This is a genomic window from Pseudomonas sp. GW704-F2 (assembly GCF_059423025.1).
This window is the reverse complement of record NZ_JBWKXO010000001.1, coordinates 315479-339703: the sequence shown is the minus strand read 5'-3', so window position 1 is coordinate 339703 and position 24225 is coordinate 315479. Positions and strand designations below refer to the sequence as shown.

The following is a 24225-nucleotide window of genomic DNA, read 5'->3' as shown; positions in this document are numbered from 1 at the left end:
TTACAACATGACTATTGGTGTAGTCGGTCGTAAATGCGGTATGACCCGTATTTTCACCGAAGAAGGTGTCTCCATTCCGGTCACGGTCATTGAGATCGAACCGAATCGCGTCACCCAGTTCAAAACTGAAGAAACCGATGGCTATCGTGCAGTGCAAGTCACTGTCGGCGAGCGTCGTGCTTCGCGCGTGACTGCTGCTCAAGCAGGTCACTTCGCTAAAGCAAACGTTGCAGCTGGTCGCACTGTTATGGAGTTCCGTCTTGAAGAAGGCGACTACCAGGCTGGCGATCTGATCAACGCTGAAATCTTCGCCGCTGGTCAACTGGTTGATGTAACCGGTCAGTCCAAGGGTAAAGGCTTCCAGGGTACGATCAAGCGTTGGAATTTCCGTGGCCAAGACAACACTCACGGTAACTCCGTTTCCCACCGCGTCCCGGGCTCTATTGGCCAGTGCCAGACTCCTGGTCGTGTATTCAAGGGCAAAAAAATGTCCGGTCATATGGGCGCTGAGCGCGTGACCGTGCAGTCCCTCGAAGTAGTGCGCGTCGACGCTGAACGCAATCTGTTGTTGGTCAAGGGTGCTGTTCCTGGCGCTACTGGCGGCAACCTGGTTGTACGTCCAGCGGCCAAGGCTCGCGGTTAAGGGGAAGCTGACATGCAATTAAATGTAAATGACGCTCAAGCGATCGAAGTTTCCGAACTGACATTTGGCGGCGAATTCAACGAGACGCTCGTTCACCAAGCAGTCGTGGCCTACATGGCCGGCGGCCGTCAAGGTAGCAAGCAGCAAAAGACCCGTTCCGACGTTCGTGGTGGCGGTAAGCGCCCTTGGCGTCAGAAAGGTACTGGCCGTGCTCGTGCCGGTACTATCCGTAGCCCAATCTGGCGCGGCGGCGGTACCACTTTCGCAGCTCGTCCGCAGGATCACACTCAGAAGCTCAACAAGAAGATGTACCGCGCAGCACTGCGCTCCATCCTTGCTGAACTCGTGCGTACTGATCGTCTGGTCGTGGTTCAGGACTTCGCTGTTGAAGCACCGAAAACCAAAGATCTGCTGAACAAGCTGAACGGCATGGGCCTGACTGACGTCTTGATCGTGTCTGAAGCTGTTGATCAGAACCTGTACCTGGCTGCTCGCAACCTGCCACACGTTGATGTACGTGACGTGCAAGGTTCCGATCCAGTTAGTCTGATCGCATACGACAAGGTGTTGATCACCGTGTCGGCCGTGAAGAAATTCGAGGAGCTGCTGGGATGAACCAGGAACGCGTATTTAAAGTTCTGCTTGGCCCGCACGTTTCCGAAAAGGCTACGGTTCTGGCTGACAAGAAAGGCCAGTTCGTTTTCAAGGTTGCAACTGACGCAACCAAGCTGGAAATCAAGAAGGCCGTCGAAAGCCTGTTCAGCGTGAAAGTAGAGCGTGTTACTACCCTGAATGTTCTGGGTAAGAGCAAGCGCACTGCTCGCGGTCTGGGCAAGCGTAATGACTGGAAGAAGGCAGTTATCTCCCTTCAGCCAGGCCAAGATCTCGATTTCAGCAGCAGTGCTGAGTAAGGAAGGGGTGCATCATGGCAATCGTTAAATGCAAACCGACTTCCCCTGGCCGCCGTTTTGTGGTCAAGGTGGTCAACCAGGAGCTGCATAAAGGCGCTCCTCACGCACCGCTGCTCGAGAAGAAATCGAAGACTGGTGGTCGTAACAACAATGGTCGCATTACCACTCGTCACATCGGTGGTGGCCATAAACAGCATTATCGTCTGGTCGATTTCCGTCGCAACGACAAAGATGGCATCGCTGCCACTGTCGAGCGTATCGAATACGATCCAAACCGTACTGCTCACATCGCTCTGCTGCTGTACGCAGATGGCGAGCGTCGCTACATCATCGCCCCTAAAGGCGTGAGTGCTGGTGACCAGCTGATCGCAGGTGCTCTGGCACCGATCAAGCCGGGCAACGCTCTGCAACTGCGTAACATTCCAGTTGGTAGCACCGTACACGGCATCGAATTGAAGCCAGGTAAAGGCGCGCAAATCGCTCGTTCCGCTGGTGCTTCGGCTCAGCTGATCGCTCGTGAAGGTGTCTACGTGACCCTGCGTCTGCGTTCTGGTGAGATGCGTAAAGTGCTGGCTGAATGCCGCGCGACCCTGGGTGAAGTCTCGAACTCCGAGCACAGCCTGCGTTCGCTGGGTAAAGCTGGTGCCAAACGCTGGCGTGGCGTTCGCCCAACCGTTCGTGGTGTTGCCATGAACCCGGTTGACCACCCACACGGTGGTGGTGAAGGTCGTACCTCTGGTGGTCGTCATCCGGTATCGCCATGGGGCTTCCCGACTAAGGGCGCGAAGACTCGTGGTAATAAGCGTACCGACAAAATGATCGTCCGTCGTCGCAAGTAAATAGAGGGATACGACAGTGCCACGTTCTCTGAAAAAAGGTCCTTTTATTGATCTTCACCTACTGAAGAAGATCGAAGTGGCGGCGGAAAAGAACGATCGCAAACCAGTTAAGACCTGGTCGCGTCGTTCGATGATCCTGCCACAAATGGTCGGTCTGACCATCGCAGTACACAACGGTCGTCAACACGTCCCAGTTCTCGTTAACGAAGACATGGTCGGCCACAAACTAGGCGAGTTTGCCGGTACCCGCACTTATCGTGGGCACGTGGCAGACAAGAAAGCCAAGCGTTAAGGGGTAAGGAAATGGAAGTAGCCGCTAAGTTGTCGGGCGCTCGAATCTCCGCCCAGAAAGCCCGCTTGGTCGCCGACCAGATCCGCGGGAAGAAGGTGGGCGAAGCGCTCAACCTGTTGGCTTTCAGCAGTAAGAAAGCCGCCGAGATCATGAAGAAAGTGCTGGAGTCGGCCGTAGCCAACGCCGAGCATAACGAAGGCGCAGACGTTGATGACCTGAAGGTCAGCACCGTTTTCGTCAACGAAGGGCGTTCGCTGAAGCGTATCATGCCGCGTGCCAAAGGCCGTGCTGATCGCATCGTCAAGCGGTCTTGCCATATCACTGTCAAGGTTGCTGACAAGTAACGGAGTCGAAGAGATGGGTCAGAAAGTACATCCCATTGGCATTCGCCTGGGAATCGTCAAGGAGCACACCTCCGTCTGGTACGCAGACGGTCGGACTTATGCGGACTATTTGTTCGCTGATCTGAAGGTGCGTGAGTATCTCCAAGACAAACTAAAAAGCGCGTCCGTAAGCCGTATCGATATCCATCGTCCGGCACAAACTGCACGTATCACCATCCACACCGCTCGTCCAGGTATCGTTATCGGGAAGAAAGGTGAAGATGTTGAGAAACTGCGTCAGGACCTGACCAAGCAAATGGGTGTGCCTGTGCACATCAATATCGAAGAGATCCGCAAGCCGGAGCTCGACGGTATGCTGGTTGCGCAGAGCGTAGCTCAGCAGCTGGAGCGTCGCGTCATGTTCCGTCGCGCTATGAAGCGCGCCGTACAGAACGCCATGCGTATTGGTGCCAAAGGCATCAAAATCCAAGTGAGCGGTCGTCTCGGCGGTGCTGAAATCGCACGTACTGAATGGTATCGCGAAGGTCGTGTGCCACTGCACACCCTGCGTGCCGACATCGACTATGCCAACTACGAAGCTCACACCACTTATGGTGTGATCGGTGTAAAGGTTTGGATCTTCAAAGGCGAAGTAATTGGTGGTCGCCAAGAAGAACTGAAACCACAAGCACCAGCGCCTCGTAAAAAAGCTGCTAAGTAAGGGGTACGCCAAATGTTGCAACCAAAGCGTACGAAGTTCCGCAAGCAGATGACAGGCCACAACCGTGGTCTGGCTCAGCGCGGTAGCAAAGTCAGCTTCGGCGAATTCGCGCTGAAGTCTGTAGCTCGTGGTCGTCTCACCGCTCGTCAGATCGAGTCAGCGCGTCGTGCTCTGACCCGTCACGTAAAACGTGGCGGCAAGATCTGGATCCGTGTATTCCCGGACAAGCCGATCTCCAAAAAGCCCCTCGAAGTTCGGATGGGTAAAGGTAAGGGTAACGTGGAATACTGGGTAGCCCAGATTCAGCCAGGCAAAGTCCTGTATGAAATCGAGGGTGTAACTGAAGAGCTGGCGCGTGAGGCTTTTGCCCTGGCTGCTGCAAAGCTGCCGCTCGCCACCGCCTTTGTTAAACGGACGGTGATGTGATGAAAGCGAATGAACTTCGTGAAAAATCCGCACAGCAGCTGAACGAGCAACTGCTCGGCCTGCTGCGCGACCAGTTCAATCTGCGCATGCAGAAAGCAACTGGCCAGTTGGGGCAGTCTCATCTGCTCTCGCAAGTTAAGCGTGACATCGCTCGCGTGAAGACTGTGCTCAACCAGCAGGCAGGTAAGTGATCATGGCTGAAGCCGAAAAGACTGTCCGTACGCTGACTGGCCGTGTTGTCAGCGACAAGATGGACAAAACCATCACCGTTTTGATCGAGCGTCGCGTTAAGCACCCGATCTACGGTAAATATGTTAAGCGTTCGACTAAGCTGCACGCGCACGACGAAACCAACCAGTGCCACATCGGCGACAAAGTCACTATTCGTGAAACTCGTCCGCTGGCCAAGACCAAGTCTTGGGCACTGGTTGATGTTCTCGAACGCGCTGTGGAAGTCTAAGGACTAGGGGTCGGAGAAATTATATGATTCAGACTCAATCCATGCTCGATGTGGCCGATAACAGCGGCGCTCGCCGTGTTATGTGCATCAAGGTGCTGGGTGGCTCCCATCGTCGTTACGCTGGTATCGGTGACATCATCAAAGTTACCGTGAAGGAAGCAATTCCTCGCGGTAAAGTGAAAAAAGGCCAAGTGATGACTGCTGTTGTAGTCCGCACTCGTCACGGCGTTCGCCGTGCAGATGGCTCCATTATCCGCTTTGATGGCAACGCTGCTGTTCTTCTGAACAACAAGCAAGAGCCGATCGGCACCCGTATCTTTGGGCCAGTGACCCGTGAACTTCGTACTGAGAAGTTCATGAAGATCGTCTCGCTCGCCCCAGAAGTGCTGTAAGGAGATCCGACATGCAAAAGATTCGTCGTGACGACGAGATCATCGTGATCGCCGGCAAAGACAAAGGTAAGCGCGGTAAGGTGCTGAAGGTTCTCGCTGACGACCGTCTGGTCGTCGGTGGTCTGAACCTGGTCAAGCGTCATACCAAGCCTAACCCTATGTCGGGCGTACAAGGCGGTATCGTCGAGAAAGAAGCGCCACTGCACGCTTCTAACGTCGCCATCTTCAACGGCGAAACCAACAAGGCTGACCGCGTTGGTTTCAAAGTAGAAGACGGTAAGAAAATTCGTGTCTTCAAGTCGACCCAAAAAGCGGTTGATGCTTGAACACTGCTAGGTAGATAAGACCATGGCACGACTACAAGAGATTTACCGGAAGGAAATCGCCCCCAAGCTTAAGGAAGAACTTAAGCTCGGGAACGTGATGGAAGTTCCGCGCGTTACCAAAATCACCCTGAACATGGGTCTGGGCGAAGCGATCGGCGACAAAAAAGTCATCGAGCACGCTGTTGCTGACCTGGAAAAGATCACCGGTCAAAAAGTCGTTGTGACTTACGCTCGGAAATCCATCGCTGGCTTTAAAGTCCGTGAAGGTTGGCCGATCGGCGTCAAAGTGACTCTGCGCCGTGAGCGTATGTATGAATTCCTGGATCGTCTGCTGTCGATCTCCCTGCCTCGGGTCCGCGACTTCCGCGGCCTGAATGCCAAGTCCTTCGATGGTCGTGGTAACTACAGCATGGGCGTGAAAGAGCAGATCATCTTCCCGGAAATCGACTACGACAAGATCGATGCTCTCCGCGGTCTGGACATCACCCTGACCACCACTGCCAAGAACGATGATGAAGGTCGCGCCCTGTTGCGTGCTTTCAAATTCCCGTTCCGCAACTGATTGGAGTAGGACCATGGCCAAGATGAGCATGAAAAACCGCGAGCTGAAACGTCAGCTCACGGTTGCCAAGTACGCCAAGAAGCGTGCAGCACTGAAAGCAATCATCGTTGATCTGAACGCAAGTCCAGAAGCACGTTGGGAAGCCACAGTAGCTCTGCAGAAGCAGCCACGTGACGCAAGCGCCTCGCGCATGCGTAACCGCTGCCGCCTGACCGGTCGTCCACACGGCGTTTACCGCAAGTTCGGCCTCGGCCGTAACAAACTGCGTGAAGCGGCAATGCGTGGTGACGTACCAGGTCTGGTTAAAGCCAGCTGGTAAGTACTTTCAAAGTCCGGACGGTCTGAATCGCAAGATACTGACCGCCGGTACCTTGAATCTGGAACAAGCCCCTTTTGGGGCTTGTTTCATTTCCGGAGTGTGTCTAGAATACCCGGCTCGCCTGAGCCCGTGTTTTCTATGCCCGGAGATACTCAGCGACATATGTAGCCGCAAGGCTAATTTTTTTGTATTAGGAGCGTCTAGCCCATGAGTATGCAGGACCCGTTAGCGGACATGCTAACTCGTATCCGTAATGCCCAGATGGCTGAAAAGTCCGTCGTAAGCATGCCATCTTCCACGTTGAAGGTAGCTGTTGCCAAAGTCCTGAAAGACGAAGGCTACATTGCGGGTTATCAGATCAGCAGCGAAATCAAACCACTGCTGTCCATCGAGCTGAAGTACTTCGAAGGCCGTCCGGTCATCGAGGAAGTGAAGCGCGTTAGCCGTCCAGGCCTGCGTCAGTACAAGTCCGTTGAAGATCTGCCGAAAGTTCGTGGCGGTCTTGGCGTGTCTATCGTCTCCACCAACAAAGGTGTGATGACGGATCGTGCTGCGCGCGCTGCCGGTGTCGGCGGCGAAGTTCTTTGCACTGTGTTCTAAGGGGGGATAAGCATGTCTCGCGTCGCTAAGAACCCCGTTAAGCTGCCAGCCGGTGTCGAAGTAAAATTCGCAGGCCAACAGCTTTCGGTGAAGGGTGCCAAGGGTACTCTTGAACTGAACATCCATTCGTCCGTTGAGATCGTTGAAGAAGCTGGTGAGCTGCGTTTCGCTGCTCGCAATGGCGATCAACAAACTCGCGCAATGGCCGGTACCACGCGTGCGTTGGTAAACAACATGGTCCAAGGCGTAAGCCAAGGCTTCGAGCGTAAGCTCCAGCTGGTCGGTGTTGGTTACAAAGCGCAAGCAAAAGGCACGGTTTTGAACCTGGCCCTTGGCTTCTCGCACCCAGTGGATTACGAACTGCCGGAAGGCATCACCGCTGAGACCCCTAGCCAAACCGATATCCTGATCAAGGGCATCGATAAGCAGCTGGTAGGTCAGGTGGCCGCTGAGATCCGCGACTTCCGTCCACCAGAGCCGTACAAAGGCAAAGGTGTGCGCTACGCGGACGAAGTCGTCCGTCGTAAAGAAGCCAAGAAGAAGTAGGGCATAGCAAATGACCGACAAAAAAGTTACTCGACTGCGTCGCGCTCGCAAAGCACGCCTGAAAATGCACGAACTCGAAGTCGTGCGTCTCTGCGTGTTCCGCTCGTCGCAGCACATCTACGCCCAGGTCATCTCGGCCGACGGCAACAAAGTCCTGGCAAGCGCCTCGACTTTGGATAAAGAACTGCGTGATGGTGCCACCGGCAACATCGACGCGGCCACTAAGGTTGGCCAGCTGGTCGCTACGCGTGCTAAAGCCGCTGGCGTCTCGCAGGTGGCTTTCGACCGCTCTGGCTTCAAGTATCACGGTCGCGTCAAGGCGCTGGCTGATGCTGCTCGTGAAGCTGGGCTGGAGTTCTAAGTTATGTCAAATAACGACCAAAAGCGCGACGAAGGCTACATTGAGAAGCTGGTTCAAGTTAACCGCGTAGCCAAAACCGTTAAAGGCGGCCGTATCTTCACTTTCACCGCGTTGACCGTGGTGGGTGATGGTAAAGGGCGCGTTGGCTTCGGCCGTGGCAAGTCACGTGAAGTGCCTGCTGCGATCCAGAAGGCAATGGAAGCTGCTCGTCGCAACATGATCCAAGTTGATCTGAACGGCACCACTCTGCAGTACGCAATGAAGTCCGCCCATGGCGCTTCGAAGGTGTACATGCAGCCTGCTTCTGAAGGTACCGGTATCATCGCTGGCGGCGCTATGCGTGCTGTCCTCGAAGTTGCTGGCGTTCAGAACGTTCTGGCCAAGTGCTACGGCTCGACTAACCCAGTAAACGTGGTTCACGCCACTTTCAAGGGTTTGAAAGCAATGCAGTCTCCTGAATCCATTGCCGCCAAGCGTGGCAAAAGCGTCAAGGAGATCTTCTGATCATGGCTACCGTTAAAGTAACGCTGATCAAAAGCATGACCGGCCGCATCCCTAACCACAAATTGTGCGTTAAGGGTTTGGGTCTGCGTCGCATCGGTCACACTGTAGAAGTCCAGGATACTCCCGAGAATCGCGGGATGATCAACAAGGCTTACTACATGCTGCGTGTCGAGGGTTAATCGATGAAACTCAATGATCTGAGTCCAGCGCCGGGTTCCCGTCGCGAAAAGCATCGTCCGGGCCGTGGTATCGGTAGCGGTTTGGGTAAGACTGGTGGCCGTGGCCACAAAGGTCAAACCTCCCGCTCCGGTGGCACCATTGCTCCAGGCTTTGAAGGCGGTCAACAGCCGCTGCATCGTCGCCTGCCTAAGTTCGGTTTCGTATCCCTGAAAGCCATGGACCGCGCAGAAGTGCGTCTGTCCGAGCTGGCTAAAGTGGAAGGCGACATCGTTACTGTGCAGACCCTGAAAGATGCCAACGTGATCAACGTCAACGTACAGCGTGTGAAAATCATGCTGTCCGGTGAAGTGACTCGCGCTGTCACTATCGGCAAGGGAATCGGCGCCACCAAAGGTGCGCGTTCGGCTATCGAAGCAGCTGGCGGCAAGTTCGAGGAATAAATGGCTAAGCAAGGTGCTCTCTCAGCGCTCGGCAAAGGCGGTATGTCTGAACTTTGGGCTCGTCTGCGTTTTCTGTTCCTGGCGATTATCGTCTACCGAATAGGCGCACACATCCCGGTTCCAGGTATCAACCCGGACCGACTCGCAGACCTGTTTCGACAGAATGAGGGGACCATTCTTAGCTTGTTCAACATGTTTTCCGGCGGCGCGCTGGAACGGATGAGCATCTTTGCACTGGGGATCATGCCGTACATTTCGGCATCGATCATCATGCAACTGATGACCGCCGTCAGCCCGCAGCTGGAGCAGTTGAAGAAGGAAGGTGAAGCTGGCCGTCGCAAGATTAGCCAGTACACCCGCTACGGCACTGTCATCCTCGCCCTGGTTCAAGCTATCGGCATGTCCGTTGGCCTGGCGGGGCAGGGTGTTGCGTTCACTGGTGACTTTGGCTTCCATTTCGTCGCGGTATCCACGTTTGTGGCTGGTGCGATGTTCATGATGTGGCTGGGTGAGCAGATTACTGAGCGTGGTGTTGGTAACGGTATCTCGATGTTGATTTTCGCAGGTATCGTCGCCGGTCTTCCGAGAGCGATCGGGCAGTCTTTCGAGTCTGCACGTCAGGGTGATATCAACATTTTCGCCCTGGTTGCCATCGGTTTGCTGGCAGTAGCGATTATCGGTTTTGTGGTGTTCATTGAGCGTGGCCAGCGTCGTATTGCTGTTCACTACGCCAAGCGTCAGCAGGGCCGCAAGGTCTTTGCCGCGCAGACCAGCCACTTGCCGCTGAAAGTGAATATGGCCGGTGTTATTCCGGCGATTTTCGCGAGCAGCATCTTGCTGTTTCCGGCTTCGTTGGGTACCTGGTTTGGTCAGTCTGAAAACATGGGCTGGCTGCAGGACCTCTCTCAGTCGATCGCTCCTGGTCAGCCGTTGAATATTCTGCTGTTTAGTGCAGGGATTATTTTCTTCTGCTTCTTCTATACGGCGTTGATGTTCAATCCGAAAGACGTAGCGGAAAACCTGAAGAAGTCCGGTGCCTTTATTCCGGGCATCCGTCCAGGTGAGCAGTCTGCACGCTACATTGATGGCGTTCTGACTCGTTTGACCCTGTTCGGTGCTCTTTATATGACGGCCGTGTGCTTGTTGCCCCAGTTCCTGGTGGTTGCAGCAAACGTTCCGTTCTACCTTGGCGGGACCTCGTTGCTGATCGTGGTCGTGGTTGTGATGGACTTCATGTCCCAAGTACAATCGCACCTCGTTTCGCACCAGTACGAATCCCTGATGAAGAAAGCCAACCTGAAGGGTTACGGCAGCGGCATGTTGCGCTGAGTACCCATAAGGTTCGAGGAGTTGGTGATGAAAGTTCGTGCATCGGTGAAAAAGCTGTGCCGTAACTGCAAGATTATTCGCCGCGAAGGTGTTGTTCGAGTAATTTGCAGCGCGGAACCGCGTCACAAACAGCGCCAAGGCTGAGTGTGATCCGCTTGAAGCCCGGCAGCTAGTGCGCTGCCGGGTTGATTATTTGTTATTACAGCGATATTATCTCGCGCCCTATTTCTTGGCTTCCGGGGCGTAGGTAGCTGTCAATTGGAGTCCCACTGAATGGCCCGTATTGCAGGCGTTAACATTCCAGATAACAAGCACACTGTTATCTCGCTGACCTACATCTATGGTGTTGGTCGCACTACTGCGCAGAAAATTTGCGCGGTCGCTGGGGTAAACCCAGCCGCTAAGATCAAGGATCTGAGCGACGAGCAGGTTGAATTGCTGCGTGGCGAAGTGGCGAAGTTCACCACTGAAGGTGACCTGCGTCGCGAAATCAACATGAAAATCAAGCGTTTGATGGACCTCGGTTGCTATCGCGGTCTGCGTCATCGTCGTGGTCTTCCAGTACGCGGTCAGCGTACCAAGACTAACGCGCGTACCCGTAAAGGTCCGCGTAAGCCGATCCGCAAGTAATCGCCCCCGCGAATCGACAGGAAAATTATCATGGCAAAACCTGCTGCTCGTCCTCGTAAAAAAGTTAAAAAGACAGTGGTTGATGGCATCGCCCACATCCATGCTTCTTTTAACAACACCATCGTGACCATCACCGACCGTCAAGGTAACGCGCTTTCTTGGGCTACCTCCGGTGGTTCGGGTTTCCGCGGTTCCCGCAAGTCCACCCCGTTCGCTGCTCAAGTAGCTGCTGAACGTGCTGGTCAAGCTGCGCTGGAATACGGCCTGAAAAACCTCGACGTTAACGTCAAAGGTCCAGGTCCAGGTCGTGAGTCCGCTGTCCGTGCTTTGAACGGCTGTGGCTATAAGATCGCCAGCATCACCGACGTGACGCCAATCCCGCACAACGGGTGCCGTCCGCCGAAGAAGCGCCGCGTGTAATCCAGGAGATTGTAAAGAATGGCTCGTTACATTGGTCCAAAATGCAAACTCGCTCGTCGCGAAGGCACCGATCTCTTCCTGAAGAGCGGCGTGCGCGCGATCGAATCGAAGTGCAACATTGAAGCAGCACCTGGTATCCACGGCCAACGCCGCGGTCGCCAGTCCGATTACGGCACCCAACTGCGTGAAAAGCAGAAGGTCCGTCGTATCTACGGCGTTCTCGAGCGTCAGTTCAGCGGCTACTACAAAGAAGCTGCTGGCAAGAAAGGTGCAACCGGTGAAAACCTGCTGCAACTGCTCGAATGCCGTCTGGACAACGTTGTATACCGTATGGGCTTTGGTTCTACTCGTGCCGAATCCCGTCAGCTGGTATCGCACAAGTCGATCAGCGTTAACGGCCAGACCGTAAACGTTCCGTCCTACCAGGTTCGTGCTGGTGACGTGGTCGCTGTTCGCGAGAAAGCAAAAAACCAACTTCGCATTGTCCAAGCTCTCGATCTGTGTGCCCAACGTGGCCGCGTAGAATGGGTAGAAGTAGACACTGAGAAGAAGTCGGGCGTTTTCAAGAACGTTCCAGCTCGCAGTGATCTGTCCGCCGACATCAACGAAAGCCTGATTGTCGAGCTCTACTCCAAGTAAGGGCTAGAAAATAGGTGCATCCATGCAGATTTCGGTAAATGAGTTCCTGACACCCCGCCACATTGATGTGCAGGTTGTCAGTCCAACCCGCGCCAAAATCACACTCGAGCCTCTCGAGCGTGGTTTTGGCCACACCCTGGGCAACGCGCTGCGCCGCATCCTGTTGTCCTCAATGCCCGGCTGTGCAGTAGTCGAGGCCGAGATTGACGGTGTGCTCCACGAGTACAGCGCCATCGAAGGTGTACAGGAAGACGTAATTGAAATCCTGTTGAACCTTAAAGGTCTGGCTATCAAGCTGCACGGCCGTGACGAAGTTACGCTGACCTTGTCGAAGAAGGGTTCGGGGGTGGTTACCGCTGCCGATATTCAGCTGGATCATGATGTCGAGATCGTTAACCCCGATCACGTAATCGCTAACCTGGCGTCTAACGGCGCCCTGAACATGAAGCTCACTGTAGCTCGTGGTCGTGGTTATGAACCGGCCGACTCGCGTCAGAGCGATGAAGATGAAAGCCGCAGCATTGGTCGCTTGCAGCTTGACTCTTCGTTCAGCCCGGTTCGCCGCATCGCATACGTGGTGGAAAACGCCCGTGTCGAGCAGCGTACTAACCTGGACAAGCTGGTTATTGATCTGGAAACCAACGGTACTCTGGACCCTGAAGAGGCTATCCGTCGTGCTGCAACCATTCTGCAACAGCAGTTGGCTGCGTTCGTCGACCTCAAAGGCGACAGCGAACCAGTGGTAATCGAGCAGGAAGACGAGATCGATCCGATCCTGCTTCGCCCGGTTGACGATCTGGAACTGACTGTACGTTCGGCTAACTGCCTTAAGGCGGAAAACATTTACTACATCGGCGACCTGATTCAGCGTACCGAAGTAGAACTGTTGAAGACTCCGAACCTGGGCAAGAAATCCTTGACTGAAATCAAGGACGTTCTGGCCTCCCGCGGTCTGTCCCTCGGCATGCGCCTCGACAACTGGCCGCCTGCAAGTCTTAAGAAGGACGACAAGGCGACTGCCTGATCGTCGTAATCACCGAACGTGAGTTTGGTAAGGAATGAACCATGCGTCATCGTAAAAGTGGACGTCACCTGAGCCGTACCAGCTCGCACCGTAAGGCCATGTTCCAAAACATGGCGGTGTCGCTGTTCGAGCACGAGCTGATCAAAACTACACTGCCGAAAGCTAAAGAACTGCGTCGCGTTGCTGAGCCGCTGATCACTTTGGCTAAGACAGACAGCCTGGCTAACCGCCGTCTGGCCTTCGACCGTACTCGTTCGAAAGCTATCGTTGGTAAGCTCTTCAACGACCTGGGCAAGCGTTACGCTACCCGTGAGGGTGGCTACCTGCGCATCCTCAAGTGCGGTTTCCGCGCTGGCGACAACGCGCCTATGGCGTATGTCGAGTTGGTTGATCGTGCTACTGCCGGCGAAGCTGTAAGCGCCGAGTAAGACGACAGTCTGTAACGAAGAACCGGGCCTAGCGCCCGGTTTTTTGTGCGCGTAAGAAAAGCGCCATGGATACAAGCGTGCATCGATCTGGCCGCGGCATTATGGGCGTCGGGTGTATTGGTAGTAATTTTCTATTGATGTCCACAATTTAATGAATTTGTAGACGTCATGTTGATGATCAATACTCACTGCAAGCCGATTAGCCGGCAGTTCCAAGTCCGACCTGAGGAAGATTGAACATGAGCCAGAACAAAATTCTTACCACCGCCAGCGGCGCTCCCGTGGCGGATAACCAGAACTCCCGTTCCGCCGGCCCGCGTGGCCCGTTGTTGCTCGATGATTTTCACCTGATCGAGAAGCTCGCTCACTTCAACCGCGAAAACATCCCTGAGCGTCGCGTACACGCCAAAGGTTCGGGTGCTTACGGCACGTTCACCGTCACCCGGGACATTACTCAGTACACCAGCGCCAAGCTGTTCGAGGCCGTTGGTAAACAAACGCCGACCTTTCTGCGTTTCTCCACGGTTGGTGGCGAACGTGGTTCGGCGGATACCGAGCGCGACCCTCGTGGCTTTGCCTTGAAGTTCTACACCGAAGAAGGCAACTGGGACATCGTCGGTAACAACACCCCGGTGTTCTTCATCCGCGACCCACTCAAGTTCCCTGATTTCATCCACACTCAAAAACGCCTGCCGCAAAGCAATCTGAAAAGCGCGCAGATGATGTGGGATTTCTGGTCGCACTCCCCGGAGGCGCTGCACCAGGTCACCATCCTGTTTTCGGACCGTGGTATCCCTGACGGTTACCGCCACATGCACGGCTTCGGTAGCCACACCTACAGCTTGATCAACGCCAAGGGCGAGCGGCACTGGGTGAAGTGGCACTACAAGACCAAGCAAGGCATCAAGAACCTGGCACCGGCCGAGGCGGCACGTTTGGCCGGTACCGACCCTGATTACGCACAGCGCGATCTGTTTGGTGCGATCGAGCGCGGGGATTTCCCGAAATGGCGCGTCTGCATTCAGATCATGACCGAGGCCCAGGCCAACGCACATTACGAGAACCCCTTTGACGTGACCAAAACCTGGTCGCAGAAGGAGTTCCCGCTGATCGAAGTCGGTGAACTGGAGCTCAACCGTAATCCGCAGAACTACTTCGCCGAAGTGGAACAAGCGGCGTTCGGCCCGAGCAACATGGTCCCGGGTGTTGGCCTGTCGCCGGACCGCATGCTGCAAGGTCGCGTCTTCGCTTACGCAGATGCCCACCGCTACCGTATCGGCACCAACCACCAGCAACTGCCGGTGAATGCCCCGCGTAGCCCGGTCAACAGCTACCAGCGTGATGGCTCGATGGCCTTCGGCAGCAACGGTGGTGCGGCGCCCAACTATGAGCCAAACAGCTACGCCGACGCGCCGAAACAAGCGCCACAGTACGCCGAGCCCGCATTGGCCCTGAGCGGTGCCGCGGATCGTTACGATCACCGCGAAGACACCGACTATTACAGCCACGCCGGTGCGCTGTTCCGCCTGATGAACGATGAGCAGAAAGCCTTGCTCACCGGCAACATCGCAGGCGCCATGGCGGGGGTTTCCAGTGATGTGGTCCAGCGTCAGTTGCAGCACTTCTTCAAAGCCGATCCGGCTTATGGAGAAGCAATCGCAAAGGCGCTGGGTGTATCGATTAACTGACTCTAAACGATAAGCAGAACCGCCCTCATTTGGGCGGTTTTTGCGTTAATTCAGCTGCTTTTCTCAGGAAATCTTCACTTTTCAGCCGTTGGCTCCGTGACCTATGGGTCAGCATGGTTCAAACTAAAGACTTTCAAGCAGGGAGATGTAGGGCGATGCAAGGTCACCCCGACGTAATCGATTACCTCAACACGTTGCTGACGGGCGAACTCGCGGCTCGTGACCAATATTTCATCCATTCGCGTATGTACGAAGACTGGGGCTTTACCGAGCTCTACGAGCGTATCAACCACGAGATGGAAGAAGAGACCCAGCACGCCGACGCACTGATGCGCCGTATCCTGATGCTCGAAGGCACGCCACGCATGCGTCCCGACGACTTGGACGTAGGCACAACGGTGCCTGAGATGCTCGCCGCTGACCTGCGCCTCGAGAACAAGGTCCGTGCCGCGCTGTGCAAGGGCATCGAGCTGTGCGAGCAGCACAACGACTATGTCACCCGTGAAATTCTGCGCGTGCAGTTGGCCGACACCGAAGAAGATCACACCTACTGGCTGGAAAAGCAGCTGGGCCTGATCAAGCTGGTCGGCCTGGAGAATTACCTGCAATCGCAGTTCTGATTCCCGGCTGTAAAAAAGCCCCTGTCACCGTTGAAGTGACAGGGGCTTTTTATTGGGCCGGATAAATCAGGCCCGGTCGCGCGCGAGCAACGGTTTCAAGTAGTAACCCGTGTGCGATTGCGGCATCTCGGAGACCTGCTCCGGCGTACCTACCGCGATGATCTGACCGCCCTTGGAACCGCCTTCCGGCCCGAGGTCGACCAGCCAGTCGGCGGTCTTGATCACATCCAGGTTGTGCTCGATCACCACCACGGTGTTGCCGTGGTCACGCAGACGGTGCAACACATCCAGCAATTGCTGAATGTCCGCGAAGTGCAGGCCCGTGGTCGGCTCATCGAGGATATACAGGGTTTTACCGGTGTCGCGCTTGGACAGCTCGCGAGACAGCTTGACCCGTTGCGCTTCACCACCGGACAGCGTGGTCGCCGATTGCCCCAGCTTGATGTACGACAAGCCCACATCCATCAGCGTCTGCAGCTTGCGCGCCAACGCCGGAACCGCGTCGAAGAACACCCGCGCTTCCTCGATGGTCATCTCCAGGGTTTCGTGGATGTTCTTGCCCTTGTATTTGATCTCAAGGGTTTCGCGGTTGTAGCGCTTGCTCTTGCACACATCGCACGGCACGTAGATGTCCGGCAGGAAGTGCATCTCCACCTTGATCAAGCCATCGCCCTGGCACGCTTCGCAGCGCCCTCCCTTGACGTTGAACGAGAACCGGCCCGGCCCGTAGCCCCGCGAGCGGGATTCCGGCACGCCGGCGAACAACTCGCGAATGGGCGTGAACAGCCCGGTATAGGTCGCCGGGTTGGAGCGGGGAGTACGGCCAATCGGGCTCTGGTCGATATCGACCACTTTGTCGAGGAGCTCCAGGCCCTTGATGCTGTCATGCGCAGCCGCTTCCAGCGTGGTCGCGCCGTTCAGGGCGGTGGCGCTCAAGGGGAACAGCGTGTTGTTGATCAGCGTCGACTTGCCCGAGCCGGAAACACCCGTCACGCAGGTCAACAGACCCAGCGGAATTTCCAGGTCGACATTGCGCAGGTTGTTGCCGCGCGCGCCCTTGAGGTGCAACGCCATCTTCTTGTTGCGTGGCGTGCGCTTGGACGGCACTTCAATCCTCACGCGCCCGGACAGGTACTTGCCGGTCAGCGAGTCTGGATGAGCCATCACCTCGGCAGGCGTGCCTTGGGCGACGATATGCCCACCATGCACGCCGGCCCCCGGGCCGATATCGACCACATAATCGGCCAGGCGAATCGCGTCTTCGTCGTGCTCGACCACGATCACCGTGTTGCCGATGTCCCGCAGGTGTTTCAGCGTGCCCAGGAGGCGATCGTTATCGCGCTGGTGCAAGCCAATCGACGGCTCATCAAGGATATACAACACGCCCACCAGGCCGGCGCCGATCTGGCTGGCCAGGCGGATGCGCTGGGCTTCACCGCCCGACAAGGTATCGGCGCTACGGTCCAGCGACAGGTAATCCAGGCCGACGTTGACCAGGAACTGCAGGCGCTCGCGAATCTCCTTGAGGATCTTGTCGGCAATCTCCCCACGGCGTCCGGTCAGCTTGAGTACGCCGAAATATTCACAGGCGTCGCCAATCGGCAGGTTGGTCACCGCCGGCAGGGTCTTCTCGCCAACCCATACGTGCCGCGCCTCACGGCGCAGGCGGGTGCCTCGGCAATCCGGGCAGGGCTGGGTGCTGAGGAACTTGGCCAGTTCTTCCCGCACGCTCGCCGACTCGGTCTCGCGGTAGCGGCGTTCGAGGTTGGGCACGATGCCTTCGAACGGATGCGAGCGTTTGACGATATCGCCACGGTCGTTGAGGTATTTGAAGTCGACGTTCTGCGAGCCGCTGCCGTTGAGAATGACCTTCTGCTGATCCGCCGGCAGTTGGTTGAACGGTACTTCCAGGCTGAACTTATAGTGCGAGGCCAATGAGCCGAGCATCTGGAAGTAATAGACGTTACGCCTGTCCCAGCCGCGTATCGCGCCTTCCGCCAGCGTCAGCTCGCCATTGACCAGGCGCTTGATGTCGAAGAACTGCTTCACGCCCAGGCCATCGCAGGTCGGGCACGCGCCGGCCGGGTTGTTGAAGGAAAACAGCTTGGGTTCCAGCTCGCTGATGGCGTGGCCACAGATCGGGCAGGCAAAGCGTGCGGAGAAGATGATCTCTTCGCCCGGTTCGTCGTCCATCGGCGCGACCAGGGCGATACCGTCCGCCAGCTTCAGGGCTGTCTCGAAGGACTCCGCCAGGCGCTGCTGCAAGTCGGCGCGGACTTTGAAGCGGTCGACCACGACATCGATCGAGTGCTTCTTCTGCTTGTCGAGCTTCGGCGCTTCGTCCAGCTCGTACAGCTTGCCGTTGATCCGCGCACGCACGAAACCTTGCGCACGCAGTTCTTCAAACACTGAAAGGTGTTCACCCTTGCGCTCGCGAATCACCGGCGCCAGCAGCATCAGCTTGGCGCCTTCCGGCTGGGCCAGCACCAGGTCGACCATCTGGCTGACGGTCTGGGCTTCCAGCGGGATGTCGTGGTCCGGGCAGCGCGGGATACCGACGCGCGCATACAGCAGGCGCAGGTAGTCGTAGATCTCGGTGATGGTGCCCACGGTGGAGCGCGGGTTGTGGGAAGTCGACTTCTGCTCGATGGAAATTGCCGGCGACAGGCCTTCGATGGTGTCGACGTCGGGTTTTTCCATCATCGACAGAAACTGGCGGGCATAGGCCGACAGCGACTCGACATAGCGCCGCTGGCCTTCGGCGTACAGCGTGTCGAACGCCAGCGACGATTTGCCGGACCCGGACAAACCGGTGATGACGATCAGTTTGTCCCGGGGCAGGGTCAGGTCGATGTTCTTCAGGTTGTGGGTTCTAGCCCCACGAATCAGGATCTTGTCCAAGATGGCCTCGCACGGCGGGCGTAAATAATGCCGGAGTATACGGCTAAAGACTGGATGAATATACACTGTCAAGGTGCCAGGTGCAGCCTTACATGAAACCTGCGCGGCAAACCGCCGCATATACCCTCTCAATCGATGGGACTGGTAGAATCGCCGCCGGTTCACACGAGGTTTTTCCATGCACGATCCCCACAGCGAACGCATGAGTAGCGGCGAGACCCGAGCAGCAAGCGGTCTGGCCCTGGTGTTCGCCTTCCGTATGCTTGGCATGTTCATGGTGTTGCCGGTGCTGGCGACCTACGGGATGGATCTCGCAGGCGCGACCCCCGCCCTGATCGGCCTGGCCATTGGCGCTTATGGCCTGACCCAGGCGATTTTCCAGATTCCGTTCGGGATCATTTCCGACCGCATTGGCCGCCGCCCGGTGATCTACCTCGGGTTGATCGTGTTTGCCCTCGGCAGCGTACTCGCGGCCCAGTCCGATTCGATCTGGGGCGTGATCGCCGGGCGTGTCCTACAGGGCGCTGGCGCGATTTCCGCAGCGGTCATGGCCTTGCTGTCGGACCTGACCCGCGAACAACACCGCACCAAGGCCATGGCCATGATCGGCATGACCATCGGCCTGTCGTTCGCCGTCGCGATGGTGGTCGGCCCGTTGCTGACCCGCGCCTTCGGTTTGCACGGGCTGTTCCTGGCCACCGGCGGCATGGCGTTGTTCGGTATCGTGATCGTGGCCTTCATGGTGCCGCGTTCCACCGGCACTCTGCAGCACCGTGAATCCGGCGTCGCGCGCCAGGCGCTGCTGCCGACCCTCAAACACCCGGACCTGCTGCGCCTGGATTTAGGTATCTTTGTATTGCACGCGATGCTGATGAGCAGCTTCGTTGCCTTGCCCCTGGCCCTGGTGGAAAAAGCCGGGCTGCCCAAGGAACAGCACTGGTGGGTCTATCTGACCGCGCTGCTGATTTCATTCTTCGCCATGATCCCGTTCATCATCTATGGCGAGAAGAAACGCAAAATGAAACGAGTTTTACTCGGCGCCGTCGTGACGCTGATGCTCACTGAGCTATTCTTCTGGCAGTTCGGCGACAGCCTGCGGGCGCTGGTAATCGGTACGGTGGTGTTCTTCACCGCGTTCAACCTGCTGGAGGCTTCGCTGCCTTCGCTGATCAGTAAAGTTTCACCGGCCGGCGGCAAGGGCACGGCGATGGGGGTGTATTCCACCAGCCAGTTCCTGGGCTCTGCACTGGGCGGCATCATGGGTGGCTGGATGTTCCAGCACGGCGGTTTGTCGGTTGTGTTCCTCGGATGCGCAGGTCTGGCTGCCCTCTGGCTAGCCTTTGCTGTTACCATGCGCGAACCTCCCTATGTGACGAGTCTGCGCTTGCCGTTATCGCCTGAAGCGATACGCGAAGCTGGCTTGGCCGAGCGTCTTAAGGCCGTTACAGGGGTTACCGATGCTGTGGTTATTGCTGAAGAAGCCGCCATCTACATCAAATTGGACACCGAATTATTGGATCGCGCGACGCTCGAGCAACTGGTCAACCCAGTGCCGACAGCGCGCCCAGCTTAGGAGAACGTTATGGCCCGTGGGGTTAACAAAGTCATATTGGTCGGTACATGCGGCCAGGATCCCGAAGTTCGCTACTTGCCTAACGGTAACGCCGTGACCAACCTGAGTCTGGCGACCAGCGAACAGTGGACCGACAAGCAGACCGGCCAGAAGGTCGAGAAAACCGAATGGCACCGTGTGTCGATGTTCGGCAAAGTGGCAGAGATCGCCGGTGAATACCTGCGCAAAGGTTCGCAGGTCTACATCGAAGGCAAACTGCAGACCCGCGAGTGGGAAAAAGACGGCATCAAGCGTTACACCACTGAAATCGTGGTCGACATGCAAGGCACCATGCAACTGCTCGGCGGCCGTCCACAGGGCGACCAACAGGGCCAGGGCGGCATGTCCAACTCGGCACCGCGTCCACAGCAGTCGCGTCCGCAGCCAAGCCAGCAACCACAGCGTGAGTCGCGCCCAGCGCCACAGCAGGCCGCTCCGCAACCGGCTGCAGATTTTGATAGCTTTGATGACGATATTCCGTTCTAGCGCATACCGCAGCAAAACAGTTACATACTAAAAGAACCGCACGACCTTGAAGGTCGTGCGGTTTATGTACAGTACCCAGCCTAGAGCATTGCGAAACGCAACATATCTTCATTGGCTCGTTGCTTGTGCGTGTCGGTCAACCCATGCGGAGCGCCCGTATAGACCAGCAACTGGGCATGCGGGATTAGGCGCTTGCTTTCCAGTGCCGAAGATTGGATCGGCACGATTTGATCGTCATCACCATGAATGATGAGGGTGGGAATACTGAAACGCCTCAAGTCCGCTCGAAAGTCTGTCTCCGAAAATGCCTTGATGCTGTCAAAAGTATTTTTGTGCCCTCCCATTACACCCTGCATCCAGAATGAATTGATCAAGCCTTGCGAGGGTTCGACGCCTACCCGGTTGAATCCATAGAAAGGGCCGCTGGCCAGATCGAGGTAGAGCTGCGAACGGTTGGCGATGGAGTCGGCACGCATCCCGTCAAAAACTTCGATCGGTGTCCCTTGGGGGTTGCTGGGGGTTCTCAGCATCAGCGGCGTTACCGCGCAGATCAAGCCGGCCTTGGCCACGCGCGAAGTGCCATGGCGAGCGATATAGCGTGCAACTTCACCGCCTCCGGTGGAGAAACCGAAGAGGATCACGTTGGTCAGATCCAGGTGCTCGATCAGTTCCGCCAGGTCGTCCGCGTAGTGGTCCATGTCATTGCCGCCCCACGGCTGGCTTGAGCGGCCATGCCCGCGGCGGTCATGCGCGATGGCGCGAAAACCGTTGTTGGCGAAATGCAGCATTTGCGATTCCCAGCTGTCGCTGTTCAGTGGCCAGCCGTGGCAGAACATAACAGGCTGGCCGCTGCCCCAGTCTTTATAATAAAGCTCGTTGCCTTCGCGAGTTGTCAGATAAGTCATGGCGTAGCTCCATTGACGTGAACAGACTTGGCGGTGGAGACCAGAAAGCCGTCCGTGGACACTACGCTGGCATTGGTATTAACGATTCGCAGAGGATTTGGCTCGTGCAGGTCTAACCTAATCTTAGTTCGGGTTTGCGCACGCTGCGCAGGGTGTGCAGGCATCTTCCGATGGTGAGGTGATCCCTGGCGTTTGTTCTCATGGCTCACACGATTTAGGCTGTGGCCAACCTTTAAACACAAGGAACGCCGCGATGACCTGGTCCGCCAAGCAATACACGCTGTTCGAACAACAGCGCACACGCCCCGTCCGTGATCTGGTCGCGGCCATTCCCAATACCGCGGTGCAAACCGCCGTCGACCTGGGCTGCGGCCCCGGTAATTCCACGCAAGTGTTGGCCGAGCGTTTTCCGCAGGCTCGCGTCACCGGCATGGACAGCTCCGACGACATGCTGGCCGACGCCCGCAAGCGCCTGCCGACGCTGAACTTCGAACGGGCGGATATCGGCGCCTGGAGCCCGGCGCAACCGTTCGATGTGATCCTGGCGAATGCTTCCCTGCAATGGCTGCCGGACCACGCCACGCTCTACCCGCATCTGGTCAGCCAGTTGACCCTCGGCGGAACCCTGGCGGTGCAAACCCCGGACAACCTCGACGAGCCCGCCCATCGGCTGGCGCGTGAAGTCGCCGCCGATGGCCCATGGTCCGCCAGGATCGGCGCGGTCAAACACAATGAACGGCACACGGCGAGCTATTACTACGAACTGCTGAGCAAACACTGCAGCGCCGTCGATGTGTGGCGCACCACCTACCTGCACCCGCTGGCGGATCACGCGGCTGTGGTGGAGTGGTTCAAGGCCTCGGCATTGCGGCCGTTCCTCGCACCGTTGAGTGACGACGAAAAAGCCGCTTTCCTGCAGGACTATCAGGCGCGAATTACCCAGGCTTATCCGGCCCTGGCTGATGGCACCGTGCTGCTGCCTTTCCCGCGCCTGTTCATTATCGCAACCCGCTAGCCCCACGCCCGCATGTGGCGGTCAGGCCGCCGCCGCTTGCGCCTGCAAGTATTCCTGCGTCGACACCACGCTCGCATACCCAAATGCCAACGATGCCATATACGCCCCATGCACCTGCGCCGCCGGAATCACTTGCCCGTTGAACTCCTGATCCCGCGTGGCGCAGGCGTCATGGAGCACGGTGACCTTGTAACCGAGGTCCGCCGCCGCCCGTACCACGGCGTCGATGCACATATGGCTCATGCTGCCGACCACCACCAGGTCAGTGATGCTGCGTTGTTCCAGCACCGTGCGCAGTTGGGTTTCGCGAAACGCATTTACGAAATGTTTAAGCACCACCGGCTCACTGCCTTCGTTCAGCACCTTGGGGTGCAGATGCGCGCCTTCGGAGTCTGGGGTGAAGAACGGTGCATCTTCCGAGGTGAACTCATGGCGCACATGAATCACCGCATCGCCCGCCTGGCGAAATGCCTGCAGCGCCTGCGCGGCCTTGTCTGCCGCGGCTTCCACGCCGTCGAGTGGCCACTTGCCGTGGGGGAAGTAGTCATTCTGGATATCGATTAGGATGAGCGCTTGCTTGGCCATGTGTGTTGCCTCGTGATGGGTTGATGGGCGCCAGTATCTTAGCTGGCGCACCGACCGGGGATTGGCTGCACCGACAATAGCAGGGGGAAAACTGACAATGGCCGTGGAACGCTCGATCATCGAGTTGGGTGTGTTGATCTATCAGGGCGCGCAACTGGCGGCGGTGCATGGCCTGACCGATCTGTTCGGGGTGGCCAACCGGATCGCCGCCGCGCACCAATCCGCGCAATTGCCGCTGCTGCGGGTCAGCCATTGGCAGGTGGCGGCAGATGGTACGCCCGCGCGCGTATTCGCCAGCCATCCCGGCCCCGGCCAACCGCTGATGGCCGTGCTGGTGCCACCGTCGATTGGCGAATTCACCGAGCAACAGACGCCACCCGCGTTGTTGCAATGGCTACGCCAACAACACGCGGCGGGCACCGTGCTCGGTGGCGTGTGCATCGGCTCGATCATGCTGGCGCGCAGTGGTTTGCTGGACGGGCGCAGCGCCACCACCCATTGGTCTTCCGCCAGTACGTTCGCAGAGCATTACCCCGCGGTGCGTCTGGAAGCGGATAAGCCGATCGTCGATGACGGCGACCTGATCACCACCGCCGGGCTGATGGCGTGGTCCGAACTGGGCCTGCGCCTGGTCGACCGCCTCATGGGGCCGAGCGTTGCGGCGGACACGGCGCGCTTTCTGGTGATCGAACACAGCGACAGCGCCAGCCAGTGCGGCAGTAACTTTGCGCCGATTCTCGGGCATGGCGACGGCGCGATCCTGAAAGTGCAGCACTGGTTGCAAGCCAGTGGCGCGGTGGATGTCTCGGTGGCGGCGATGGCGCAGGAGGCCGGCCTCGAAGAACGCACGTTCCTGCGGCGCTTTCGCGGCGCGACGGGTTTGAAACCCACCGAATACTGCCAGCACCTGCGAGTGGGCAAAGCCCGGCAAATGCTCGAGTTCACCAACGGCACCATCGACCATATCGCCTGGACCGTGGGCTATCAGGACCCCAGCGCGTTTCGCGCCACCTTCAAGAAAATCACCGGCCTGGCCCCCAGCGAGTATCGCAGCCGGTTTGGTGTGTGAAGAATGTTTCGTCGTCACCGCCCGCGCTC

36 protein-coding genes are annotated in these 24225 nt (G+C 57.2%); 33 read left to right on the top strand and 3 right to left on the bottom strand.

Annotated elements, in window-relative coordinates; genetic code table 11:
- Nucleotides 1-7 precede the first annotated feature (7 nt).
- The 29 genes from rplC (at nucleotide 8) to bfr (ending at nucleotide 15623) form a co-directional block, all read left to right on the top strand.
- Nucleotides 8-643, top strand: coding sequence for a 50S ribosomal protein L3 (rplC, locus tag AC07W0_RS01665; RefSeq protein WP_007253310.1), 636 nt, complete (start codon nucleotides 8-10; stop codon nucleotides 641-643).
- A gap of 12 nt (nucleotides 644-655) precedes the next feature.
- Entirely contained in the window at nucleotides 656-1258 is a 603-nt protein-coding gene (gene rplD / locus AC07W0_RS01660) for a 50S ribosomal protein L4 (RefSeq protein WP_003210082.1), read from the top strand.
- Nucleotides 1255-1554 (top strand): 50S ribosomal protein L23, encoded by a 300-nt coding sequence (rplW, locus tag AC07W0_RS01655; RefSeq protein ID WP_002555488.1) that lies wholly within the window; start codon nucleotides 1255-1257, stop codon nucleotides 1552-1554. The genes rplD and rplW overlap by 4 nt, the downstream gene beginning before the upstream one ends.
- 14 nt (nucleotides 1555-1568) lie before the next feature.
- The gene (gene rplB / locus AC07W0_RS01650; protein ID WP_003210080.1) at nucleotides 1569-2393 is read left to right on the top strand and encodes a 50S ribosomal protein L2; all 825 of its coding nucleotides are present in this window, start codon (nucleotides 1569-1571) and stop codon (nucleotides 2391-2393) included.
- A gap of 16 nt (nucleotides 2394-2409) precedes the next feature.
- Complete coding sequence (gene rpsS, locus AC07W0_RS01645) at nucleotides 2410-2685, top strand: 30S ribosomal protein S19 (protein ID WP_002555486.1); 276 nt, start codon at nucleotides 2410-2412, stop codon at nucleotides 2683-2685.
- Nucleotides 2686-2696: 11 nt separating this feature from the next.
- Nucleotides 2697-3029, top strand: coding sequence for a 50S ribosomal protein L22 (gene rplV / locus AC07W0_RS01640; protein WP_003103908.1), 333 nt, complete (start codon nucleotides 2697-2699; stop codon nucleotides 3027-3029).
- Nucleotides 3030-3042: 13 nt separating this feature from the next.
- Nucleotides 3043-3729 carry a 30S ribosomal protein S3 gene (gene rpsC, locus AC07W0_RS01635; RefSeq protein ID WP_003176422.1) on the top strand — a complete coding sequence of 229 codons (687 nt, stop codon included), beginning with the start codon at nucleotides 3043-3045 and terminating at the stop codon, nucleotides 3727-3729.
- Nucleotides 3730-3741: 12 nt separating this feature from the next.
- Nucleotides 3742-4155 (top strand): 50S ribosomal protein L16, encoded by a 414-nt coding sequence (gene rplP / locus AC07W0_RS01630; RefSeq protein WP_003232424.1) that lies wholly within the window; start codon nucleotides 3742-3744, stop codon nucleotides 4153-4155.
- Nucleotides 4155-4346 (top strand): 50S ribosomal protein L29, encoded by a 192-nt coding sequence (rpmC, locus tag AC07W0_RS01625; RefSeq protein WP_002555481.1) that lies wholly within the window; start codon nucleotides 4155-4157, stop codon nucleotides 4344-4346. Before rplP ends, rpmC begins: the two co-directional genes overlap by 1 nt.
- Nucleotides 4347-4348: 2 nt before the next feature.
- Complete coding sequence (gene rpsQ, locus AC07W0_RS01620) at nucleotides 4349-4615, top strand: 30S ribosomal protein S17 (RefSeq protein ID WP_003176419.1); 267 nt, start codon at nucleotides 4349-4351, stop codon at nucleotides 4613-4615.
- Between the two features lie 23 nt (nucleotides 4616-4638).
- A complete protein-coding gene (gene rplN / locus AC07W0_RS01615; protein WP_002555479.1) occupies nucleotides 4639-5007 on the top strand; it encodes a 50S ribosomal protein L14 in 369 nt (122 codons plus the stop codon).
- A gap of 11 nt (nucleotides 5008-5018) precedes the next feature.
- Nucleotides 5019-5333: a 50S ribosomal protein L24 gene (rplX, locus tag AC07W0_RS01610; RefSeq protein ID WP_007896770.1), complete on the top strand. Its 315-nt coding sequence runs from the start codon at nucleotides 5019-5021 to the stop codon at nucleotides 5331-5333.
- Nucleotides 5334-5355: 22 nt separating this feature from the next.
- On the top strand, nucleotides 5356-5895 hold the full coding sequence (gene rplE, locus AC07W0_RS01605; protein ID WP_003194642.1) for a 50S ribosomal protein L5: 540 nt from the start codon (nucleotides 5356-5358) through the stop codon (nucleotides 5893-5895).
- Between the two features lie 13 nt (nucleotides 5896-5908).
- On the top strand, nucleotides 5909-6214 hold the full coding sequence (gene rpsN, locus AC07W0_RS01600) for a 30S ribosomal protein S14 (RefSeq protein ID WP_003176414.1): 306 nt from the start codon (nucleotides 5909-5911) through the stop codon (nucleotides 6212-6214).
- 207 nt (nucleotides 6215-6421) lie between these two features.
- On the top strand, nucleotides 6422-6814 hold the full coding sequence (rpsH, locus tag AC07W0_RS01595; RefSeq protein WP_017848802.1) for a 30S ribosomal protein S8: 393 nt from the start codon (nucleotides 6422-6424) through the stop codon (nucleotides 6812-6814).
- Nucleotides 6815-6826: 12 nt separating this feature from the next.
- Nucleotides 6827-7360, top strand: coding sequence for a 50S ribosomal protein L6 (gene rplF / locus AC07W0_RS01590; protein ID WP_003176412.1), 534 nt, complete (start codon nucleotides 6827-6829; stop codon nucleotides 7358-7360).
- Between the two features lie 10 nt (nucleotides 7361-7370).
- The gene (rplR, locus tag AC07W0_RS01585) at nucleotides 7371-7721 is read left to right on the top strand and encodes a 50S ribosomal protein L18 (protein ID WP_003186037.1); all 351 of its coding nucleotides are present in this window, start codon (nucleotides 7371-7373) and stop codon (nucleotides 7719-7721) included.
- Between the two features lie 3 nt (nucleotides 7722-7724).
- On the top strand, nucleotides 7725-8225 hold the full coding sequence (gene rpsE, locus AC07W0_RS01580) for a 30S ribosomal protein S5 (RefSeq protein WP_003186035.1): 501 nt from the start codon (nucleotides 7725-7727) through the stop codon (nucleotides 8223-8225).
- A 2-nt stretch (nucleotides 8226-8227) separates the two neighbouring features.
- Nucleotides 8228-8404, top strand: coding sequence for a 50S ribosomal protein L30 (rpmD, locus tag AC07W0_RS01575; protein WP_003176408.1), 177 nt, complete (start codon nucleotides 8228-8230; stop codon nucleotides 8402-8404).
- Between the two features lie 3 nt (nucleotides 8405-8407).
- Nucleotides 8408-8845, top strand: a complete 438-nt coding sequence (gene rplO / locus AC07W0_RS01570; protein WP_003176407.1) for a 50S ribosomal protein L15 — start codon at nucleotides 8408-8410, stop codon at nucleotides 8843-8845.
- The gene (gene secY, locus AC07W0_RS01565) at nucleotides 8846-10174 is read left to right on the top strand and encodes a preprotein translocase subunit SecY (protein WP_003176406.1); all 1329 of its coding nucleotides are present in this window, start codon (nucleotides 8846-8848) and stop codon (nucleotides 10172-10174) included.
- Nucleotides 10175-10201: 27 nt separating this feature from the next.
- Nucleotides 10202-10318 carry a 50S ribosomal protein L36 gene (gene rpmJ, locus AC07W0_RS01560; protein ID WP_002555468.1) on the top strand — a complete coding sequence of 39 codons (117 nt, stop codon included), beginning with the start codon at nucleotides 10202-10204 and terminating at the stop codon, nucleotides 10316-10318.
- 129 nt (nucleotides 10319-10447) lie between these two features.
- Nucleotides 10448-10804, top strand: a complete 357-nt coding sequence (rpsM, locus tag AC07W0_RS01555) for a 30S ribosomal protein S13 (RefSeq protein ID WP_017848803.1) — start codon at nucleotides 10448-10450, stop codon at nucleotides 10802-10804.
- Nucleotides 10805-10834: 30 nt separating this feature from the next.
- The gene (rpsK, locus tag AC07W0_RS01550) at nucleotides 10835-11224 is read left to right on the top strand and encodes a 30S ribosomal protein S11 (RefSeq protein ID WP_002555466.1); all 390 of its coding nucleotides are present in this window, start codon (nucleotides 10835-10837) and stop codon (nucleotides 11222-11224) included.
- Between the two features lie 18 nt (nucleotides 11225-11242).
- Nucleotides 11243-11863, top strand: coding sequence for a 30S ribosomal protein S4 (gene rpsD, locus AC07W0_RS01545; RefSeq protein WP_003176404.1), 621 nt, complete (start codon nucleotides 11243-11245; stop codon nucleotides 11861-11863).
- Nucleotides 11864-11885: 22 nt separating this feature from the next.
- On the top strand, nucleotides 11886-12887 hold the full coding sequence (locus tag AC07W0_RS01540) for a DNA-directed RNA polymerase subunit alpha (protein WP_003176403.1): 1002 nt from the start codon (nucleotides 11886-11888) through the stop codon (nucleotides 12885-12887).
- A 41-nt stretch (nucleotides 12888-12928) separates the two neighbouring features.
- Complete coding sequence (gene rplQ, locus AC07W0_RS01535; protein WP_003176402.1) at nucleotides 12929-13315, top strand: 50S ribosomal protein L17; 387 nt, start codon at nucleotides 12929-12931, stop codon at nucleotides 13313-13315.
- A 239-nt stretch (nucleotides 13316-13554) separates the two neighbouring features.
- A complete protein-coding gene (locus AC07W0_RS01530) occupies nucleotides 13555-15003 on the top strand; it encodes a catalase (protein ID WP_079444808.1) in 1449 nt (482 codons plus the stop codon).
- 155 nt (nucleotides 15004-15158) lie between these two features.
- On the top strand, nucleotides 15159-15623 hold the full coding sequence (bfr, locus tag AC07W0_RS01525; protein WP_017848805.1) for a bacterioferritin: 465 nt from the start codon (nucleotides 15159-15161) through the stop codon (nucleotides 15621-15623).
- Nucleotides 15624-15689: 66 nt separating this feature from the next.
- Here the strand turns inward: bfr and uvrA are convergent, their stop codons facing one another.
- On the bottom strand, nucleotides 15690-18524 hold the full coding sequence (gene uvrA, locus AC07W0_RS01520; protein WP_017849544.1) for an excinuclease ABC subunit UvrA: 2835 nt from the start codon (nucleotides 18522-18524) through the stop codon (nucleotides 15690-15692).
- Nucleotides 18525-18702: 178 nt separating this feature from the next.
- Between uvrA and AC07W0_RS01515 the strand changes: the two genes are divergently transcribed.
- On the top strand, nucleotides 18703-20097 hold the full coding sequence (locus tag AC07W0_RS01515) for an MFS transporter (protein ID WP_017849543.1): 1395 nt from the start codon (nucleotides 18703-18705) through the stop codon (nucleotides 20095-20097).
- A 9-nt stretch (nucleotides 20098-20106) separates the two neighbouring features.
- On the top strand, nucleotides 20107-20622 hold the full coding sequence (locus AC07W0_RS01510) for a single-stranded DNA-binding protein (protein WP_017849542.1): 516 nt from the start codon (nucleotides 20107-20109) through the stop codon (nucleotides 20620-20622).
- Between the two features lie 80 nt (nucleotides 20623-20702).
- Here AC07W0_RS01510 and AC07W0_RS01505 read toward each other — a convergent pair whose 3' ends face one another.
- The gene (locus tag AC07W0_RS01505; RefSeq protein WP_017849596.1) at nucleotides 20703-21527 is read right to left on the bottom strand and encodes an alpha/beta fold hydrolase; all 825 of its coding nucleotides are present in this window, start codon (nucleotides 21525-21527) and stop codon (nucleotides 20703-20705) included.
- A gap of 253 nt (nucleotides 21528-21780) precedes the next feature.
- Here AC07W0_RS01505 and tam point away from each other — a divergent pair, with 253 nt between their 5' ends.
- Entirely contained in the window at nucleotides 21781-22542 is a 762-nt protein-coding gene (gene tam / locus AC07W0_RS01500) for a trans-aconitate 2-methyltransferase (RefSeq protein WP_102617005.1), read from the top strand.
- A 21-nt stretch (nucleotides 22543-22563) separates the two neighbouring features.
- Here the strand turns inward: tam and AC07W0_RS01495 are convergent, their stop codons facing one another.
- On the bottom strand, nucleotides 22564-23127 hold the full coding sequence (locus AC07W0_RS01495; RefSeq protein ID WP_102617004.1) for a cysteine hydrolase family protein: 564 nt from the start codon (nucleotides 23125-23127) through the stop codon (nucleotides 22564-22566).
- A gap of 97 nt (nucleotides 23128-23224) precedes the next feature.
- Between AC07W0_RS01495 and AC07W0_RS01490 the strand changes: the two genes are divergently transcribed.
- Entirely contained in the window at nucleotides 23225-24196 is a 972-nt protein-coding gene (locus tag AC07W0_RS01490; RefSeq protein ID WP_046482562.1) for a GlxA family transcriptional regulator, read from the top strand.
- The last annotated feature ends 29 nt before the right edge of the window (nucleotides 24197-24225 follow it).